The 15,740-nt window shown below is 61.3% G+C and carries 19 protein-coding genes; 9 read left to right on the top strand and 10 right to left on the bottom strand.

Annotation, left to right across the window (positions count from 1 at the left end):
- Positions 1–2: 2 nt before the first annotated feature.
- The 4 genes from JOZ06_RS11080 to arsC form a co-directional block, all read right to left on the bottom strand.
- The gene (locus JOZ06_RS11080; RefSeq protein ID WP_293232345.1) at positions 3–1,148 is read right to left on the bottom strand and encodes an efflux RND transporter periplasmic adaptor subunit; all 1,146 of its coding nucleotides are present in this window, start codon (positions 1,146–1,148) and stop codon (positions 3–5) included.
- Between the two features lie 13 nt (positions 1,149–1,161).
- Positions 1,162–2,580 carry an efflux transporter outer membrane subunit gene (locus JOZ06_RS11075; protein ID WP_293232343.1) on the bottom strand — a complete coding sequence of 473 codons (1,419 nt, stop codon included), beginning with the start codon at positions 2,578–2,580 and terminating at the stop codon, positions 1,162–1,164.
- Between the two features lie 77 nt (positions 2,581–2,657).
- Positions 2,658–3,164: a MarR family transcriptional regulator gene (locus JOZ06_RS11070; protein ID WP_293232341.1), complete on the bottom strand. Its 507-nt coding sequence runs from the start codon at positions 3,162–3,164 to the stop codon at positions 2,658–2,660.
- 69 nt (positions 3,165–3,233) lie between these two features.
- Positions 3,234–3,581 carry an arsenate reductase (glutaredoxin) gene (gene arsC / locus JOZ06_RS11065; RefSeq protein WP_293232339.1) on the bottom strand — a complete coding sequence of 116 codons (348 nt, stop codon included), beginning with the start codon at positions 3,579–3,581 and terminating at the stop codon, positions 3,234–3,236.
- Positions 3,582–3,754: 173 nt separating this feature from the next.
- On the opposite strand from arsC, the gene JOZ06_RS11060 reads away from it, so the two are divergent.
- The 4 genes from JOZ06_RS11060 to JOZ06_RS11045 are packed head-to-tail and all read left to right on the top strand — an operon-like array spanning position 3,755 to position 6,851.
- Positions 3,755–4,294, top strand: coding sequence for an iron transporter (locus tag JOZ06_RS11060; RefSeq protein ID WP_293232337.1), 540 nt, complete (start codon positions 3,755–3,757; stop codon positions 4,292–4,294).
- Between the two features lie 38 nt (positions 4,295–4,332).
- Positions 4,333–4,662, top strand: coding sequence for a cupredoxin domain-containing protein (locus JOZ06_RS11055; protein WP_293232335.1), 330 nt, complete (start codon positions 4,333–4,335; stop codon positions 4,660–4,662).
- A gap of 12 nt (positions 4,663–4,674) precedes the next feature.
- Complete coding sequence (locus JOZ06_RS11050; protein WP_293232334.1) at positions 4,675–5,490, top strand: FTR1 family protein; 816 nt, start codon at positions 4,675–4,677, stop codon at positions 5,488–5,490.
- 2 nt (positions 5,491–5,492) lie between these two features.
- Positions 5,493–6,851 carry a 4Fe-4S binding protein gene (locus JOZ06_RS11045; protein ID WP_293232332.1) on the top strand — a complete coding sequence of 453 codons (1,359 nt, stop codon included), beginning with the start codon at positions 5,493–5,495 and terminating at the stop codon, positions 6,849–6,851.
- A 115-nt stretch (positions 6,852–6,966) separates the two neighbouring features.
- On the opposite strand, the gene ybaK is transcribed toward JOZ06_RS11045, so the two are convergent.
- Positions 6,967–7,443, bottom strand: a complete 477-nt coding sequence (gene ybaK, locus JOZ06_RS11040; protein WP_293232330.1) for a Cys-tRNA(Pro) deacylase — start codon at positions 7,441–7,443, stop codon at positions 6,967–6,969.
- A 173-nt stretch (positions 7,444–7,616) separates the two neighbouring features.
- Here ybaK and JOZ06_RS11035 point away from each other — a divergent pair, with 173 nt between their 5' ends.
- On the top strand, positions 7,617–8,039 hold the full coding sequence (locus tag JOZ06_RS11035) for an Hsp20/alpha crystallin family protein (RefSeq protein ID WP_293232328.1): 423 nt from the start codon (positions 7,617–7,619) through the stop codon (positions 8,037–8,039).
- Between the two features lie 8 nt (positions 8,040–8,047).
- Here the strand turns inward: JOZ06_RS11035 and JOZ06_RS11030 are convergent, their stop codons facing one another.
- The 4 genes from JOZ06_RS11030 to JOZ06_RS11015 form a co-directional block, all read right to left on the bottom strand.
- Entirely contained in the window at positions 8,048–8,689 is a 642-nt protein-coding gene (locus tag JOZ06_RS11030) for a protein-methionine-sulfoxide reductase heme-binding subunit MsrQ (protein WP_293232326.1), read from the bottom strand.
- 7 nt (positions 8,690–8,696) lie between these two features.
- On the bottom strand, positions 8,697–9,614 hold the full coding sequence (msrP, locus tag JOZ06_RS11025; RefSeq protein WP_293232324.1) for a protein-methionine-sulfoxide reductase catalytic subunit MsrP: 918 nt from the start codon (positions 9,612–9,614) through the stop codon (positions 8,697–8,699).
- A 95-nt stretch (positions 9,615–9,709) separates the two neighbouring features.
- Positions 9,710–10,627, bottom strand: coding sequence for a TIGR01212 family radical SAM protein (locus JOZ06_RS11020; RefSeq protein WP_293232322.1), 918 nt, complete (start codon positions 10,625–10,627; stop codon positions 9,710–9,712).
- Positions 10,628–10,645: 18 nt separating this feature from the next.
- Positions 10,646–10,828, bottom strand: coding sequence for a hypothetical protein (locus JOZ06_RS11015; RefSeq protein ID WP_293232320.1), 183 nt, complete (start codon positions 10,826–10,828; stop codon positions 10,646–10,648).
- 128 nt (positions 10,829–10,956) lie between these two features.
- Here JOZ06_RS11015 and JOZ06_RS11010 point away from each other — a divergent pair, with 128 nt between their 5' ends.
- Genes JOZ06_RS11010 through JOZ06_RS10995 form a run of 4 tightly spaced genes read left to right on the top strand, consistent with a single transcriptional unit; the run spans position 10,957 to position 14,751 of the window.
- A complete protein-coding gene (locus JOZ06_RS11010; RefSeq protein WP_293232319.1) occupies positions 10,957–12,099 on the top strand; it encodes a homoserine O-acetyltransferase in 1,143 nt (380 codons plus the stop codon).
- The gene (metW, locus tag JOZ06_RS11005) at positions 12,096–12,683 is read left to right on the top strand and encodes a methionine biosynthesis protein MetW (protein ID WP_293232317.1); all 588 of its coding nucleotides are present in this window, start codon (positions 12,096–12,098) and stop codon (positions 12,681–12,683) included. Before JOZ06_RS11010 ends, metW begins: the two co-directional genes overlap by 4 nt.
- Before the next feature lie 36 nt (positions 12,684–12,719).
- Entirely contained in the window at positions 12,720–13,988 is a 1,269-nt protein-coding gene (locus tag JOZ06_RS11000) for an AmpG family muropeptide MFS transporter (protein WP_293232403.1), read from the top strand.
- Positions 13,989–13,998: 10 nt separating this feature from the next.
- On the top strand, positions 13,999–14,751 hold the full coding sequence (locus JOZ06_RS10995; protein WP_293232315.1) for a copper homeostasis protein CutC: 753 nt from the start codon (positions 13,999–14,001) through the stop codon (positions 14,749–14,751).
- A gap of 73 nt (positions 14,752–14,824) precedes the next feature.
- Here JOZ06_RS10995 and aguB read toward each other — a convergent pair whose 3' ends face one another.
- Positions 14,825–15,721: an N-carbamoylputrescine amidase gene (aguB, locus tag JOZ06_RS10990; protein WP_293232314.1), complete on the bottom strand. Its 897-nt coding sequence runs from the start codon at positions 15,719–15,721 to the stop codon at positions 14,825–14,827.
- Between the last annotated feature and the right edge of the window lie 19 nt (positions 15,722–15,740).

Genomic DNA, 15,740 nt, shown 5'->3' with positions numbered 1-15,740 from the left:
CCTTACTGCGCGTTGGCCGCGAGCAGCTGCTTGATCAGTGCGTCGGCTTGCTTCAGATCCGGCGTCAGCACGTGCGTTTCTTGTGCCGAGGTCGGCGCCGGGGTTTCCGGCAGGATCGGGCCGGACTCGTCTCGCGTCGAGACTTCGACGTTCATCGACAGGCCGACGCGCAGCGGATGCTGGCGCAGTTCCTTCGGGTCGAGCGCGATGCGCACCGGTACACGTTGTACCACCTTGATCCAGTTGCCGGTGGCGTTTTGCGCCGGCAGCAGAGAGAAGGCGCTACCGGTACCGGCCGACAAACCGGCGACCTTGCCGTGGTAGGTGAAGGTGCCGCCGTAGACGTCGGAGGTCAACTCGACCGGCTGGCCGATGCGGATCTTTTCCAACTGCACTTCCTTGAAGTTGGCGTCGACCCAGACGCTTTCCAACGGCACGATCGCCATCAGCGGCGAGCCGGCGGAGACGCGCTGACCGAGTTGGATATTACGGCGGGCAATGAAGCCGGCCATCGGCGCTTTGACCTGCGTGCGCTCCAGCGCGAGCCAAGCTTCGCGTAGCGCGGTAGCGGCGGCTTGAACGCGCGGCTGCTGTTCGATGCGGTCGGCGCCCAACAGGTCGTTGGTACCTTGTTGCTGTTGCACGCCGGCGTCCAACGCGGCTTGAGCCGAGGCGACAGCCTCACGCGCATGGGCCAGTTCTTCCGGCGAGATCGCCTCGGTGCCGGCCAGCATTTCACGCCGTTTCAGGTCGTCCTGCGCACGGGCCAGGTCGGTTTTGCGCGCCGCTACTTGGGCGGCATACTGGCGCGAATTGGTCATCAATTGGCGCGTTTCGCGAACGGCTTGGATGAAGCTCTGGCGCGCTTTGTCGAAGTTGATCTGCGCGTCGTTGACGTCCAACTGCACCACGGTCTGGCCCGCTTCGACGCGGTCGGTGTCGTCGCTGCTGATCTTGACCACGGTTCCGCCGACTTCCGGCGTCAGTTGCATCATGTGCCCGGAGACGTAGGCGTCGTCGGTACTTTCTTCAAAACGCAGCACGGTGCCCCAATAGATGCCGTAGGCGATGGCAACGGCGGCGAAAATGCTGCCGGCGGCGATCAGGTTGCGCTTGCGATCTTGAGCTTTCTTTTGTTGTGCATCCATCTTGATTCAATCCTTAGCGGGTGGCGGGGTTGGCGGTCAAGCCGCCGCCCATGGCGGTGTTCAGCGCTGCCCAGGCCAGACGGGCCGAGGCTTGCGCGTCGAAGTGCGAGCTTTGTTCTGCGAGCAGATTGTCTTGGCTATCGAGCACTTCAAGTTTGCCGACGATGCCTGCCTTCAAGCGCAGTTGCATGGCGTCGGCCTGTTTGCGGCTGGCGTCCAAGCCGTGGCTGGCATCGAGCAGCTGGACATGCGCCTGCTGCTGGCCGGTCAGCGCATCCGCCGCGTCCTTCAAGCCGTTGAGCACCGTTTGGTTGTAGTTGTCGACCGCTTGGTCATAGCGCGATTGTTCGACGCGCAAATTGGCGCGCAATTGACCCGAATGGAAGATCGGCAGCGTGATGGCCGGTTGAAAGTCCACGACCTTGGAGCCGCTTTCGAACAGCGAGCCGTACGTTAGGGCATTCTGTCCGATGAAACCGCTGATACTGATGTTTGGATAGAACTCGGCGCGCGCGACTTTGACGCTTTCTTCCATCGAGGTCACGAGCTCGCGCTGGCTGGCAATGTCGGGCCGGCGGCCGAGCAAGTCGGTGGTCAGCCGGGCGTCGCTGACGGCTGGCGTATCGCCAAGCGGGCTGGGGGTCAAGCTATCGAGCGCGCTGGGACTTTGGCCGGTCAATGCGGCCAATGCGTGCCGGGTGCGCTGTATGTCGCCGCGGATGCCGGCGTTTTGCGCTTGCAAGCCGGCAATGCCTTGTTCGACGGCATTGAGCGTATCGGCGCTCAGCATGCCGGCGTTGACGCGGGCGCGCAGCAATTGCAGGCGGGTTTGCGCGAGCTGGATACGCCCCTGGTTGATGCGGATCTGCGCAAATTCGCGCTGAAGCGCCGTGTATTGGCCGATGACCGCTTGCGTCAGCGTCAATTGCGCTTGCGCCACTTCATAGGCCGCGGCGCGGGTCTGCCCCAGGGCCGCGTTGACCTGCGCGCGGTTTTTGCCCCAGAAGTCCAACTCCCAGGCCGCATTGAGCGAGAGCGTGTAGTTGTTGACGTACTGCCCGCCGTATGGGGTGCTGAATAAGCCGTTGGCCGAATAGAGCTGGCGGTCGCGGCTGGCGTTGGCATCGATTTGCGGGCCGAGCGCGCTTTCGCTCAGGCCGACGACCGCGCGTGCCTCGGCCAGCCGGTCGGCGGCCAGTTTCATCGAGGGGGCATGCGTGAGCGCCTGATCGATCAGTGCGTTGAGTTGGTCGTCGTGCAGTTGTCGCCACCACCCGGCTTGCGGGCCTTGGCTCGTTCCCTCGGAAAGGGCGAGTTGCTGCGCTTCGATCGGCGCGGAAGGGGTGCGTTCCGGCCCGAAGCTGGCACAGGCGCTCAGCAACGACGTCAGAACCAGCAGGCTGATACCCTGCTGCCAGGGTTGTCGATTCACCGTTGGATCTCCATGGTTTTCTAATAATTAGTCACACGATAGTAACGAAGGTGACTATTTGAGTAAATGTAAAACGTTCAGCCGCCCAACGAGGTCAACAGCTTGCGCATCAACGCTTCCAGCTGGTTTTTCTCGTCAGGGCTGAAGTCCTGCCATTGAGTTTGCATATGGCTGCGCGCTACCGGAATCAGGCTTTCCACAAACGTTTCGCCCTTGGCCGTCAGCTTTAACCGCACCTTGCGCCGATCCTCGGCGCACAGCGCGCGTTCGACCCAACCGTGCTTGACCAGCTCGTCCGCGACGCGGGTCGCGTTGGTGCGGGAAAAGTCCAGCGCATCGCTGATCTCGGACGGATTGATCGTCTGATCCGGCCGGGTATACAAGGTAATCAACGCAATCCACAGCGTGTCGTTGAGACCGTAAGGCCGCAATGTTTCATTCAGATGACAGGTCATCCGCGTCGTGACGTGGCAGATCAGCCGATTCAACAGCACCTCCTGCCGGGAGGAGGTGCCTGGCATGCGCTGGCCGACTGCGTCGATGGCCTGTTCGACTTGCTGAAATGAACTATTCATACGCAACATGATAGTCACCTACGTTACTATAAGTCAAGTAACTATATGGGCGTGAATATTCATGCGGCCATTTCAGGCTTAGGACAGCAGGCTGAGCACCTTCTCCGGCGGCCGGCCGATGACCGCGCGCTGGGCATCGACGGCGATCGGACGTTCGATCAGACGAGGATGCATCACCATGGCGCGGATCAGATGCTTCGGCTCCAGCGTGACGTCGTCCAGGTGCAATGCCTCAAACTCCGGCTCCTTGCTGCGCAGTAAGTCGCGTGCGTCCAGTTGCAGCAATGTCAGAATTCGTTCCAGCTCGGCTTCGCTGGGTGGATTTTTCAGATAGTCGATAACTTCCGGCTTGATGCCGCGGTCGCGCAGCAACTGCAGGGCTTCACGCGATTTGCTGCAGCGGGGGTTGTGATAAAAACGAATCATGCGGGTACTCTGAGCCTCTATTCAATTGACTTACAAAACCTACATATCATTACCCTCTTAGCATCGAAATTGTCAAATGCTGCACAAAGCGGCGACAAATGGATTGCAGAGTCATAAAATTAATGTGAGAATAATTCTCAATATCATTTGTTCGTAATGACTGAGGAAACGCAATGCCATCCACTCTACGTACCGTTGCCGCCGTGGCCGCACTCGCTCTCGCGCTGCCGGCGCTGGCCAAGGAAAACCCGATTGGCAAACCGCAGGTCGTCAATCACATGGAAATCGGCGCCGTCTATTTGCAGCCGATCAAGATGGAGCCGGAAGGCATGATGACCGCCGCCGAAAAATCGGATGTGCATCTCGAGGCCGATATTCACGCCAGCAAAGGCAACCCGAATGGTTTTGGCGAAGGTGAGTGGATGCCCTATCTGACCGTGCGTTACGAGCTGACCAAAGTCGGCGGTAAAACCATCAAGGGCGAGTTCATGCCGATGGTGGCCAACGATGGGCCGCACTATGGGGATAACGTCAAATTGATGGGGCCGGGTCAATATAAGCTCAAGTACACCATTCTGCCGCCCAATGCCGGCGAGAACAGCCATTTCGGCCGCCATACCGACAAGGAAACCGGTGTCGCGCCTTGGTTCAAGCCGTTTGAACTCAATTACACCTTCACTTACGCCGGCAACGGTAAAAAGGGCGGTTACTGATCGCGCCGGCCGGGCTTGGCCCGGCCCTAGGAGAGGATATGAGAATCAGATTTTTCGTCGCGGCAGCGCTGCTGTTGGCGTCGCCTCTCGCAGCCTTGGCCGAGGATATGCCGACGTTCCGATTGGAGATGGGGGACGGAAAGTTCTCCACGACACGCATTGAGGCGCCGGCCAGGACCCGTTTCAAGATCGAGGTCGTCAACAAGGGCAAGACGCCGGCGGAGTTTGAAAGCTTGCAACTGCGCAAGGAAAAGGTGCTGGCCCCCGGTGCGGAAAGCTTCGTGGTGTTCCAGTCGTTGTCGCCGGGCGAGTACCGGTTTTATGACGATTTCCACCCCAGCGCACAGGGCGTGATCGTGGTGAAGTAGCGGGAGAAGGCGATGGGTCAGACGTTGTTCATTGTGTGGCGCGAGAGTATCGAGGCCATGCTGGTGGTCGGTATTCTGAGTGCCTGGCTGCGACAGAATCCGGCCGCGGCGCGCGGCCGGCTGTTCCTGTGGGGGGGCGTGCTGGCCGGACTCGCGTTGGCAGTGCTGTTGGCGGCCGGTCTATTCGCCGCTAGCGAGGTCTTCGCCGAAAAGCAGGATTACTTCCAGCTCGGCATGGTGCTGGTGGCTTGCGCGCTGATCGTGCAAATGGTGCTGTGGATGCGGCGCCACGGCCGCTCGCTCAAACGCGATCTCGAGAGCGGCCTTTCCGCACAAGCCGAGCGCGAGAACTGGTGGGGTGTGCTGATCCTGGCTGCGTTGGCGGTTGGCCGCGAAGGCAGCGAAGCCGTGGTATTCCTCTATGGCACGCTGGCGGCCGCCGACCGCTCGACATTCGCCGGTCTGGCCTTGGCTGGGCTCGCCGGGTTCGCGTTGGCGCTGGCGATGTACGGTTTGCTGCAGTTGGGCAGCAAGCTGCTGTCCTGGCGCGTGTTCTTCCGCGTGACCGAGATGATGTTGCTGCTGCTGGCGGCATCGTTGTTCGTCAGCGGTGTCGAGAAGATGATTTCCATGGATTGGCTGCCGCCGTTGCTCGATCCTGTGTGGGATAGTTCGCGCGTGATCGACGATGGCAGCGCGCTGGGCGGCGTACTGGCGGCATTGACCGGTTATCGCGCGCATCCCGCGTTGACCAGCCTGATCGCCTATGCCCTGTTCTGGGCGGGCGTCTGGGGCATGCTGCGCCCGGGGCGCCGTAGCCGGGCATGACCATGCAAGCATTTTTGATTCAATCCGGCGATTGGCTGCGCGATCATGCGCGGCTGATTCGCCGCCTGCAATGGCTGGTGGTGCTGGTCTATGGTTTTCTGCTGATCGCGCCCGCTTGCCTCGCGTTGCCGGACGACAGCGCGCGCATTCTCAATAATCTGACGCTTTTTGCCCAATTCGTGTTTTGGGGGATCTGGTGGCCGTTCGTCCTGGTCAGCATGGTGCTGTTCGGCCGGCTATGGTGCGGCGTGCTGTGCCCTGAAGGCGCTTTGTCGGAGTGGGCGGCGAAGCGCGGCCTCGGCCGCGCCATCCCGCGCTGGATGCGCTGGGGCGGCTGGCCGTTCGTCGCTTTTGCCATGACCACGCTCTACGGTCAGATGGTCAGCGTCTATCAGTATCCGCGTCCCGCCTTGCTGGTACTGGGCGGTTCGACCGTGGCCGCGATTGCCGTGGGGCTTGTTTATACCCGTGGCAAGCGTGCCTGGTGCCGCCATCTGTGCCCGGTCAACGGGGTGTTTGCCTTGCTGTCCAAGCTGTCGCCGCTGCATTACCGCGTTGACGAGTCGGCCTGGAAGGCGGCGGGGGCGGGGATTATTCCGATCCGCTCGGTCGATTGCGCGCCGCTGATGCCGTTGCGCCATATGCAGGGCAATAGCGGTTGCCACATGTGCGGGCGTTGCAGCGGGCACCGTGGAGCGATCGCACTCACCGCGCGGCCTTGGGGGCACGAGGTGATCGAACTCGCGGAGAAAGACAGCAATGGCTGGCAAAGCGCGCTGATACTTTATGGTTTGCTTGGCATCGCGCTTGGCGCGTTTCACTGGACCAACAGCGACGTGTTCGTCGCCGTCAAGCTTTGGCTGGCCGACTGGCTGGCCAACCGCGGCGTCTTATGGCCGTTGGCCGATGATGCGCCGTGGTGGCTGTTGACGCACTACCCCCAAGTCAACGATAGCCTGACTTGGCTCGATGGCGCCGTCTTGATCGCCTATATCCTGACGGCCGCGCTGCTGATGGGAACCGTACTGGCATTGCTGCTGGCCGTATCGGTGCGGCTGGCTGGGCCCTGGCGGCGGCAGCGCTTCCACCATTTGACGCAAAGTTTGATTCCGTTGGCCGCATGCGGCGTGTTTCTCGGACTGTCGGCGTTGACGGTGTCTTTGCTCAAGGCCGAGGGCGTGCCGCTGTGGTGGGTGCTGCCGCTGCGCGTCGGTCTGTTGGCCGGCGCCAACCTGTGGTGCCTGCGCCTTGGCTGGGGCATCGTCGGCCGCTGGCGCGGGCGGCGTATTCCGGCGCTTGTGCCGCTGGCGCTGGCTTTGGCTTTGGTCGATGCCAGCTGGTGGTTGCTATGGTGGACTTGAATCTCTAACAAAAGCCCTGGCAAGGCATCTGCTCAGGTCTTGTATCGGCAATGCACGGCTTGTGCGGGTACTGGGGCCGTGCTACCCAACCGCGAAACGTGTTCTGTTAGCGGTTCTAAACCGCAACATCGACGCTGACCGGCTGCAGCACGCGGCATAGGTCCGCCGGAGTGATGCCGACCAGAAAACCGCGTTTGCCGCCGTTGATGTAAATCCGCGGCAGCGCGGCAATGCTGGCTTCCATATAGACCGGCATAGCGTGCCGGGTGCCGAACGGGCTCGTGCCGCCGACTTGATAGCCGCTGTGCTTGTCGGCGGTTTTCGGGTCGCACGGCTCGACGTGCTTGACGCCGATCTGGCGCGCCAGGTTGCGCGTCGACACCTCTTTGTCGCCATGCATCAAGACGATCAACGGCTTACGCTGCTCGTCTTCCATGATCAATGTCTTGATGACGCAATGCTCGTCGACACCTAATTCTCGCGCCGATACGGTGGTGCCGCCGCGTTCCTCATACTTGTACAGATGTTCGCTGAAGGCGACCTGATGTTCGCGCAATACGCGGATCGCTTGGGTAACCGGGGCTTTGCTCATGACGGGCTCGTTGGACTGAATAAGCCGCCATTTTACGGCAACCTGAAGCAATTGATGTCAATCAAATGGCATAAAGTAGCCGCTTGACTCCGCGGCATCCGGACATATCTACAAAAGTGCGGTAGCGGGAACATCCCGCCACGTTGCAACCGTTGAGTGAAAGGAGCGTAGCCATGAATCAACTGATTCGTCGTTCCGGTCTGGAGCCTCTGTTCGACGATATGCTGAAAGGCTTTTTCGTGCGGCCGCTGTCTTTTGAGTCCGAGCTTGGCGCCAGCATCAAACTGGACGTCAAGGAAGACGAGAAGGCTTACACGGTGCTCGCCGAGATGCCCGGTGTGAAGAAAGAGGATATCCAGGTTCAAGTGGACGGCAACCGCGTTTCGTTGACCGCCGAAGTCAAGCGTGAGTCCGAAACGCGCGAGGGCGAAAAGGTCCTGCGCGCCGAGCGCTATTTTGGCCAAATCTCGCGTACCTTCCAACTGGCGCAAGACGTCGACGAGAGCGGCGCCGACGCCGAGTTCAAGGATGGCGTGTTGACACTGATTTTGCCGAAACGCGAAAAGGCGAGCACACGGCGCATTGCCGTCAAGTAAGACGTGTTTCAGTTAACCAGGCCGTGCCTCGATGGGCACGGCTTTTTTGCTTGCCAGCGCCGGTGAACCGCCCAGATCAGACGCAGCCCCAGCAGCACGGCCAGGATGGCGGCAAACAGTATCGGCTGGCGCAGGTCGCGTTTGACCAGCCACCAGTAATGCACGACGCCAAGAAGTGCCACGGCGTACACCAGGCGGTGCAGCCGCGCCCAATGGCGCTTCAGGCGCCGTATCCAACCGTCGGTCGAGGTGATGGCCAACGGCGTCATCAGCAGTAGCGCCGTGAAGCCGGCGGTGATGAATGGCCGCTTGACCACATCGTGGGCGATGGCCGCCGGGTTGAAAAATTGGTCCAGCACCAGATAAATGGCGAAATGTAGGCATCCGTAGAAGAAGGCGAACAATCCCAGCATGCGGCGCAAGCGAACGATCCAGCCGGGCGCGCCCAAGCGGCGCAGCGGCGTGATGGCCAGCGTCAGCATCAGAAAGATTAACGTCCAATCACCGGTGGCATGGGTCATGAACGCCACCGGATCGATCGCCTGGCCCTGGATGACCGTCAATAGGGTGCGCGCGCAAGGGATGAGGGCAAGCACGAACAGCAGGGTTTTGACCACGGCAAGCGGCGGGTTGGAAATGGGATGTGCCATGAGGGTCCTAAAAGTTTTTACGCAGATCCATGCCCTGGTATAGCGACGCGACCTGGCCGCCATAGCCGTTGAACATCAGCGTGGGACGACGCAGGAATTCGCCGATGCGCCGTTCGGTCGCCTGACTCCACCGCGGGTGATCGACGCCGGGATTGACGTTGGAGTAGAAGCCGTATTCGTTGGGCGCCGCCAGGTTCCAGCTGGTTTGCGGCGGCGTGTCGGTCAGATGGATGCGCACGATGGACTTGATGCTCTTGAAACCGTATTTCCACGGCACGACCAGACGGATCGGCGCGCCATTCTGGTTGGGCAGCACATTGCCGTACAGGCCGACCGCCAACAGTGTCAGCGGATGCATGGCTTCATCGATGCGCAGCCCCTCGCGGTATGGCCAAGCCAGCAGCCCTTCGGCCATGCCGGGCATCTCGCTTGGACGACTGAGCGTTTCAAAGGCGACATAACGCGCTTTGGATGTCGGTTTCATTTGCTTGAGCAAGGCGGCGAGCGGGAAACCAACCCAAGGAATCACCATCGACCAGCCTTCGACGCAGCGGTGGCGGTAAATGCGCTCTTCCAACGGCATGCGCAGCAGCGTATCGATGTCGAAGGCGCGCGGTTTTTCCACCGCACCGTCCACGACGACGTTCCAGGGGCGGGTTTTCAACACCCCGGCGTACTGGGCCGGGTCGGCCTTGTCGCTGCCGAATTCGTAGTAGTTGTTGTAGTGGGTAATGTCGTTCAGGCTGTTGGGCTTGTCGTTGGCGGCAAGCGCGCTGATGCCTTTTTTGAACGACAACGCGGCGAAGGCGTCGCTGGCCATCAGCAATCCGGCGGCGCCAGCCAGCATGAATTGACGCCGGTTGAGATAGGTGCGCAGCGGTGTGATCTCGGAGGGCGCGATGTCCTCCGGATGGCGAATCAGCATGACGTATCTCCCAATGCAGAGCCGGGCGAATGCCGGGCTCCTTGTCGATGAGTCGGACGAAGTCCATCATTCTGACAGTAGACGGGAAATGATTCTCATGCCACCCAAGGGCGGCCAAGCGCGCTACCTTGCGCGCCAAGCCGCGCGAGCCGGTCGGCAATGGCTTGCATGCCTGACCAGCGTGGTGCGCACCAGTCCGGTGCGATCAGTGTCGGTGCCTGCGCGGTGGCGGAGACGCGATGGAACACCACTTCAGGCGGTGTATGACGGATGAGGTCGGCGGCAAGGTCTGCATACTCGGCAAGCGTCAACGGCGCCACCTCCCCGCGGCGGAACTGTGCCGCCATGCGGCTGCCTTTCACGATCATCAGCGGATGCAGCTTCAAGCCTTCCACGCCCAGCGACAGCACCTGCGCCAGCGTGTCATGCATCATCGCGGTGGTCTCGCCCGGCAAGCCGACAATCAGATGGGTACACAGATTCAGCCCGCGCGCCCGGCATCGCGTCACGGCATCGCGGTAGGCGGCCATGCCGTGACCGCGGTTGATCGCCGCAAGCGTTTGCGCGTGGGCGCTTTGCAATCCAAGCTCCAACCAGACTTCCAATCCGCGTGCACGATAGCCGGCGAGCAAATCGAGCACGGCATCGGGTACGCAATCGGGGCGGGTTCCGACACACAGACCGACGATATCGGTCTGGGCCAGCGCTTCCTCATACGCGCGCCGCAAGGTCTCCACCTCGGCATAGGTGCTGGTGTACGCCTGAAAATAGGCCAGGTAACGTCGTGCGCGGTCTGTCTTGTCTTTTTCCTTGCCGATCTGCGCGCCGATCGACAACTGATCGGCGGCACGGCCGAAGCTCCTGACGTTACAAAAGGTGCAGCCGCCCCGGCCCAAGGTGCCGTCGCGATTCGGACAGGTGAAATCGCCGGCCAGCGACAGCTTGTGCACCCGCTCGCCGAAGCGATCTTTCAGGTAGCGGCCGAAAGTGTGTACGAAATGGGAGATATCCATAGTTGGAAAACGGCGAAATCAGAGGGAAACAACGCGTGTGAGGCTGAGCGCAACCATCAACGCCGCGCTGACCAGCAAGGCCCAGGCCAGCGTCTGAAATAGCCGGTGCAGACCCGCGCGCTGTTCCGGGCTCAGCAGCGCGCGCACGAGTACCGTCGCGAGACCGGCCAACAGCAGCAGTTTGAAAAGTCGTCCGAGCATGGGGCAGTCCGTGGTGAAGTTGCGATTATCGGTGCCACCCACCCCTCGCGCAAGTCGCATGTATCGTTATAAACTCATTTCGAATATGCCTTGACGCCGACAAAAACCAAACAGAGGGCCTCTGTCTCATGTCCAATACTGAACAATCAGTCGGCACCGTTACCGCCCAACAAGCGGATTTTTCCACCCCTCTCGAGCTGGCCTGCGGTGTGGTGCTTCCCGCCTACAGCCTGCGCTACGAGACCTATGGCGAACTCAATGCCGCGAAGAGCAACGCGGTGCTGATTTGCCATGCCTTATCCGGCCACCATCACGTCGCCGGCCACTATGCCGGGGACGATAAGTCCACCGGCTGGTGGGACAATATGGTTGGGCCTGGCAAGCCCATCGATACACGGCGGTTCTTCGTCGTCGGCGTCAACAATCTGGGCGGCTGTCACGGCAGCACCGGGCCGGCGAGCGTGAATCCCGACACAGGCCGGCCCTGGGGTTCCACCTTTCCGCTGATGACCGTGCCCGACTGGGTTCGCGCTCAGGCGCGGCTGGCCGACCGGCTGGGTATCGATCGATGGGCCGCGGTGATCGGCGGCAGCTTGGGCGGCATGCAGGCGCTGCAATGGAGCATCGATTTCCCCGAGCGGGTGGCGCATGCGTTGGTGATCGCCTCGGCACCGAAGTTATCCGCGCAGAATATCGCCTTCAACGACGTGGCGCGCCAGGCGATCCTTAGCGACCCCGAATTCCATGGCGGCGATTTCTACGCTCACGGTGTGGTGCCGCGACGTGGCTTGCGCTTGGCGCGCATGCTCGGCCATATCACGTACCTGTCCGATGACGGCATGGGCGAGAAATTCGGCCGTATGCTGCGCTCCGGGGAATTCAAATTCGGTTACGACGTCGAGTTCGAAATCGAGTCCTATTTGCGTTATCAGGGCGATAAGTTTTCCGATCGCTTTGACGCCAATACCTATTTGCTGATGACCAAGGCGCTGGATTATTTCGATCCGGCCAAACCCAACGGCGATAATCTGGTGGCCGCGCTTGGCCGATCGCAAGCACGTTATCTGGTCGCCAGCTTTACTTCCGACTGGCGTTTCTCGCCGCTACGCTCGCGCGAATTGGTCCGCGCGCTGGTGGCGGCGGACCGGCCGGTGGCCTATGGCGAGATTGTCTCCACGCACGGGCATGACGCGTTTTTGATGCTTGATCCCCCCTATGTGCGCTTGATGCAGCGCTATTTGTCCCGTGTCGCCGAGGAGGTGCAAGCATGACAACCCTGTTGAGAAACGACCTGCAGCTGATCGCCGGTTGGGTGCGCCCCGGGGCGCGCGTGCTGGATCTGGGGTGCGGTGACGGCGCCTTGCTGTCCTGGCTGCAACAACACAAGCAAGTCCGCGGTTATGGCGTGGAACTCGATGTCGACAACGTGGTGCGCTGTGTCGGCGCGGGCGTGTCGGCGATTCAGGGCGATTTGGAGACTGGCCTCTCCGACTTTACCGATGGCAGCTTCGATCTGGTCATTCTGTCGCAGACCATCCAGGCGATGCACCATACCGAGCAGATCCTGCTGGAAATGCTGCGTGTGGGGCGCGAGGCCATCGTGACTTTCCCTAACTTCGGTTACTGGCAAAATCGCTGGCAGATTTTCCGTGGACGCATGCCGGTGTCGGAGACCATCCCTTATCAGTGGTACGATACCCCCAATATCCATTGGTGCATGCTGGGCGATTTCGAAGCACTGTGCGCCAAGAACGGCATCCGGCTGCTGGAGCGTGTGGTGATGGATGGCAGTCGACGCGTCGGTTTTCTCCCCAATTTGTTGGGCAGTCTGGCTTTCTATCGCGTAGGCCTCTAGCCCGTTTGCAAGGAAGTTGTATTGAGTTCGCCAGAAATGGAAGCGGTCAGCGTGCGGCGCGAGATTTTCTCGCGCCCCATGTTGACTTGCATTCTCACCGGCTTTGCCTCCGGATTGCCGCTTTATGTATTGATTAGCCTTTTGCCGGCCTGGCTGCGCGGCGCGGGGGTGGACCTCAAGGCGATTGGCCTGTTCGCCCTGATTCAATTGCCGTTTACCTGGAAGTTTCTCTGGTCGCCGTTGCTTGACCGGTTCGTGCCGCCGTTTCTTGGCCGCCGGCGTGGCTGGATGCTGGTCAGTCAGCTCCTGTTGATCGGCGGCATCGGCGCGTTTGGCTTTTTCGACCCGCGGGCCGATCTGTGGACGATAGCGGGGCTCGCCCTGGGCGTGTCGTTCTTTTCTGCGAGCCAGGATATCGTGCTGGATGCTTTCCGGCGTGAAATCCTCAGCGACCGTGAACTGGGGCTTGGCAATACCGTGCACATCAATGCCTATCGGCTCGCGAGCCTTGTGCCGGGGTCGTTGGCGCTGGTGTTGGCCGACCATCTGCCATGGGGCAGCGTGTTTTGGATCACGGCCTTGTTCATGCTGCCAGGCGTCGGCTTGTCGCTGTGGGCCAAGGAGCCGTCTTTGGTGCACGGTATGCCCAAGACGTTGCGCGAAGCCGTTTGGGAGCCCTTCCATGAGTTCGTGCACCGCGGCGGCTGGCGACCGGCCCTGACCATCCTGCTGTTTATCTTCCTGTACAAATTGGGCGACAGTATGGCCACCTCGTTGGCCACGCCGTTTTATCTCGATATGGGGTTCACCAAGTCGCAGATCGGCCTGGTGGCCAAACATGCGGGGCTGTGGCCGAGCGTGATCGGTGGTCTGGCCGGCGGGGTATGGATGTTGAAGATGGGCATCAACCGGGCGTTGTGGGTGTTCGGCCTAGTGCAATGGCTGACGATCCTGGGGTTTGCGCTGTTGGCGTCCGCCGGTCCGTTTCATCATGTGGGCGCGCCCGAGTTGATCAAACTTGCCGGCGTGATCGGGTTCGAAGCGCTCGGCGTGGGGCTTGGCACGGCGGCGTTCGTTGCCTTTATTGCGCGTAGCACCCACCCAGCGTACACCGCTACCCAATTTGCCCTGTTTTCCAGCTTGTCGGCGGTGCCGCGCACGCTGGCCAACGCCGCCACCGGCTATATGGTCGAATCGGCCGGCTGGACGATGTTCTTCCTGTTGTGCTTCGTGCTGGCGGTGCCGGGTTTGCTCATGCTGCCTCGGGTCGCGCCCTGGCGCGAGCGCGGTGAAAACGAAAGCTAGGAGTTGTTGCATGGCGTCGGAAAAGAGGGTGCTGGAAGTTTGCGCCGGATCGCTGATTTCTTGCCTGGCTGCGCAACTTGGCGGCGCGGATCGAGTCGAGCTGTGCGCCAACTTGAACGAGGGCGGCACGACGCCATCCTATGGGGCCCTGGCGGTGGCGCGCGACCGGTTGCACATCGATCTGAATGTCATGATCCGGCCGCGCGGCGGCGATTTTCTCTATGATGAGATCGAACTCGAGGAGATGCGGCGGGATATCGACATCTGTAAGCGTGTCGGCGCCAATGGCATCGTGCTGGGCGTTTTGACCGAGGACGGCGGGGTCGACGTGGCGCAGATGCGGGAGTTCGTCGCTTTGGCTGCGCCGTTGCCGGTGACTTTCCATCGCGCGTTCGATCTGACGCGCGACCCGCTGCAGGCGCTTGAGCAGGTCATCGCCAGCGGTTGCCGCCGGCTATTGAGCTCGGGCCAGGCAGCCAGCGCGTATTTGGGCGGCGAACTATTGCGCGATCTGCATATCGCCGCCGCCGGCCGTCTGGCGGTCATGCCTGGCAGTGGCGTGCGCGCCGACAATATCGGCGCGTTGCTTCGGCTCACGGGGTGTCGCGAATTTCACGCCTCGGCGCGTCTGCCGGTGGCAAGCGCCATGCTTTATCGCCGCGAGGATCTGTCGATGGGCGCGGTCGGCGCCGACGAGTATGCGCGCGAAGAAACCTCGTCGGCGCAAGTGGCCGCGATTTTGCAGGCGATGCGCGACGCCTGACGGTTCAGGCCCGAGCAAAACGAAACACCCCGGCAAATTTGCCGGGGTGTTGTCATTTATTGCGTCGGCGATGTCAGCGTTGGCCGATCTTGCCGGTCACCGGATCCTTGCCGTCCAGCGTGGTCAGGGCGCCGTAGTATTCCGGACGGCGGTCGCGGAAGACGCCCCAGGCGCGGCGCTTGGCGGCCAATGCCGCCAGGTCGAACGATGCGGTCAGGATTTCCTGTTGATCGGCCGAAGCCTCGGCGACCAGTTCGCCTTCCGGGCCGGCAATGAAGGAGCGGCCGTGGAACGTATTGGCCCAATACTTACCGTGCTCCATGCCGATGCGGTTGGACGACACCACCGGCAGCAAGTTGGCGGCGGCGTGGCCGCGCTGCACCATTTGCCAATGATCGGCCGACTGCAGGCTGTTGTCATGCGGCTCGGTGCCGATGGCGCTCGGGTAGAGCAGGATTTCCGCGCCGCCGAGCGCGAAGGAACGGGCGGCTTCGGGGAACCACTGATCCCAGCAGATGCCCAGGCCGATGCGCGCATAGCGGGTCTGCCAAACCGGGAAGCCGGAGTCGCCCGGAGAGAAATAGTATTTTTCGGTGTAACCCGGGCCGTCCGGGATGTGCATTTTGCGATAAACGCCAAGCATGCTGCCGTCGGCGTCGATAACCGCCACCGAGTTGAACTGGGTCTGACCCGCGCGTTCGAAGAAACTTACCGGCAGAACCACGTCGAGTTCACGGGCCAGCGCTTGGAAGCGCGGCAGCCAGCTATGGCCGGTGAGCGGTTGCGCCAGATTGTTGTAGCGCGCCTCCTGATCGATGCAGAAGTACAGGGTCTCAAACAGCTCTTGCAGCAAAATGATTTGAGCCCCTTGACTCGCCGCCTGACGAACCATGGCTTCGGCATTGGCCAAGTTGGTGGAACTGTCGGGCGTGCAGGCCATCTGAGTGGCTGCAACGGTAATTGTGCGCATAGATCGTCTCCGGAAAATG

The sequence above is a fragment of the Paludibacterium sp. genome (assembly GCF_019232825.1).
GTDB lineage: Bacteria > Pseudomonadota > Gammaproteobacteria > Burkholderiales > Chromobacteriaceae > Paludibacterium.
This window is presented reverse-complemented; position numbering and strand designations above follow the sequence as displayed.